At 66.2% G+C, this 2,475-nt stretch carries 1 protein-coding gene; it reads right to left on the reverse strand.

Annotated elements, in window-relative coordinates; genetic code table 11:
* Positions 1-2,475 (reverse strand): type II CRISPR RNA-guided endonuclease Cas9 (cas9, locus tag ACSF9G_RS23835; RefSeq protein ID WP_436644562.1); only part of this gene is annotated, 2,475 nt, incomplete at both ends.

Here is a 2,475-nt window from a genome sequence, read left to right on the forward strand (position 1 = left end):
CTCGCCGAACGCGGCGAGGGCGTCTCCCAGCTTACCGCCCGATTGGTCGGCCTCGTATGCGACCTGCCGCAGGTCGGCGCGCAGGTCCTTGTCGCGGACGCGGTCGATCTCGCCCCGGGTCAGGGCACCGATCGGTTTCCGGGTGACGAGATTGTAGGGCTTTCCGTCTATCTCCTCGTCGACCAGGCCATAGGCCGTTTCCTCGTGAAGCTGGCCGGAGGTGACGTGAACGTTGTCGCGGTCACCGGGCGCGAGGCCGTGATCGGGCTTGTGGCTGACCACGATCGTTGCCAGACGGGCGGCCAGATCGTCGCGGTACCCCTCGTAGGGCTTCGGGAAACTGTCCCTGGGAAAGAGATGATCGAGGTCCAGGTCTTCGGCGCGGCCGGACTCGCGCGCGATGCGCTGCAGCAGGCCGCGATCGGTGCAGGCCAGCACGAAGGCATCTATCGCGTGGTGGCGATGGTCCTTGCGATTCTTCGGATGGTTGGCATCGACATAGTTGTGATCCGGCAGCAAGTCGTTGAGGCCCCATCGCGCCCGCAGCATGGCGGTGAGGCGACCGGGCGGCGCCCAGACCTGATCGCAAACCTGCTCCAGATAGGTCTTGGCCAGCCGGGCCATATGCTGCGTGTCGGTCAGCTGCCGGGCGATGAAGCCGCCCTCGGCATCGAAACGGGACATCGCATCGGGCTGGAACCGCCAGGCCTTTTTGCCAAACAGCCGTTCGGCGCGCTCGACGATCTCCTGCAACGCATCGCCCGACCAGACGTCGGCGGGAGGACGGTTGCCTTTCTCGCGATTGGCCCGGCGGGTGCAGAGCACCTTGTTCATGAAACCGTCGTCCAGCGTCTTCGAGTGCGGCAGGATGTGGTCGATATCGACGGAGCCGTCGAACAGCATTTCCCTGGAGATCGGCGTGCCGCTGTAGACGCAGACGCGCTCGTCGGCGGGCAGTTCCTCATAGAGCCGCAAAAGCAGCCGATTGCCGTGGGTGTCGGCGTATCCCAATGCCTCCAGCTCCGCACGACGACGATCGTTCGCCTTCTCGTTCTCGCGGTTCTTCCGCTGGATGTCGTCCCTGCGCTTCTTGTTCAGCTTTAGCTCGCGCGCCAGCTCGACAACGATCTCGGCCGGCGGGCCGTGAACGGCGATCAGCGCGTTGACGAGCTTGCGGAGCTGGTTGAGCCCGATGTGGACGGTTGGATTGGGCACCCGGCCGATGCCCTCCTGACTGCCCTCAGGCGCGTCGGGCCTGGAGATGACATGGCGGACCAGCGCCTCGCCGTAATAGGGCAGACGGGCGGCTTTTTCGCCGGGTCGCAGGTCGGAGTGGTGAAGACCAATCTCCCGGACGGCTTCGTCATAGGTCAACGGGCGGAGGTAGACCTCGCCGGTCGCGGGATCGTGTGTCTCGGCCCCCTTTTCCTCCATAACCCCGACAAGGTCCGCCAGCACCGAGCGGCCGAACTGGCCGTGCCCCTGGGGTAGCCGGGTTCCGGAAATCGCCTCGGCGGTCTCCGCGTTCAGGCCGAACGTGCCGACGAGCCAATCCTCGAGTGCGCCTTCGTCCTCTACGGCCAGCAGCCGCTCGACGACTTCGGCCTGGCGATCGCGCGGCAAACTTCTCCAGGTCTTGCCGAAGGCCTTTTTCGCAGCGAGCCTGGCGGCCGTCTGGTCGGACTGGAAGCCCTTGCGGCCGGACAGTTCGTAGTTGAACCGGGCGTCATCGGGCAGCCTTGCCTTCTTTCTCAGCTTGTCGAAGTCGACCATGCTACCGCTGTTCGCCATCAGCTGCGCGGCGATGGCATCACGCTCCTGCATGGTCAGGTGCCGCTCCCGCTGGCCCGCGCGCGAAACCCGCAGCTGCGAGACGTCCTGCAGGATCCGGAACCGCTGGAACAGGGGATGGGCCTTCGGTGCCCGCTCGCCCAGGTCGATCTCGAACCCAAAGGGGGCGATGACGGTCGGCTCCGGCCGCAGGGTGCAGCGACCGACGACCGGTTTTCTCAGCGGGCGCTGCCCGACGACGATCCGCTTCAGGCGGGCGAGCAGGTCGTCAGTCAACTGGGGATGATGAGGCTCTTGTGCCGCCCAGATACGATCGAGTTCGCGTTCGATCATGTCGCGGGACGGGTAGAAGTCGTAGAGGACCTTCGTCCCCTCCGCATGGGGTCTGAACCGGACAGCATCCGGGGTCGCAAAGCCATCTCCGTCGCCCAGCCGGTTGCCGTGCCTGTCGCGCCGGTGTCGGCGCGCCAACAGCTCGCCCAGGGTGCGCGCGCCGCTGTCGGCCAGCGTGGTCTCGAGGGCACGGATTCCGGTCTTCGTCGCGCCCTTTTCGCGGTCGTCGGAATCGGCGATGCGGTTGGACTTGAAACCGCGGCGCTGGTTCAGGTGGAAGATCGCCCGGCCGAGTTCGTGCGGGTCGAGCGGCTGATCGAGCGCGGCGGCGCGCAGCCAATACGGATCGAG

It is taken from the genome of Microbaculum mangrovi (genome assembly GCF_051390635.1).
In the GTDB taxonomy this organism is placed as follows: domain Bacteria; phylum Pseudomonadota; class Alphaproteobacteria; order Rhizobiales; family Tepidamorphaceae; genus Microbaculum.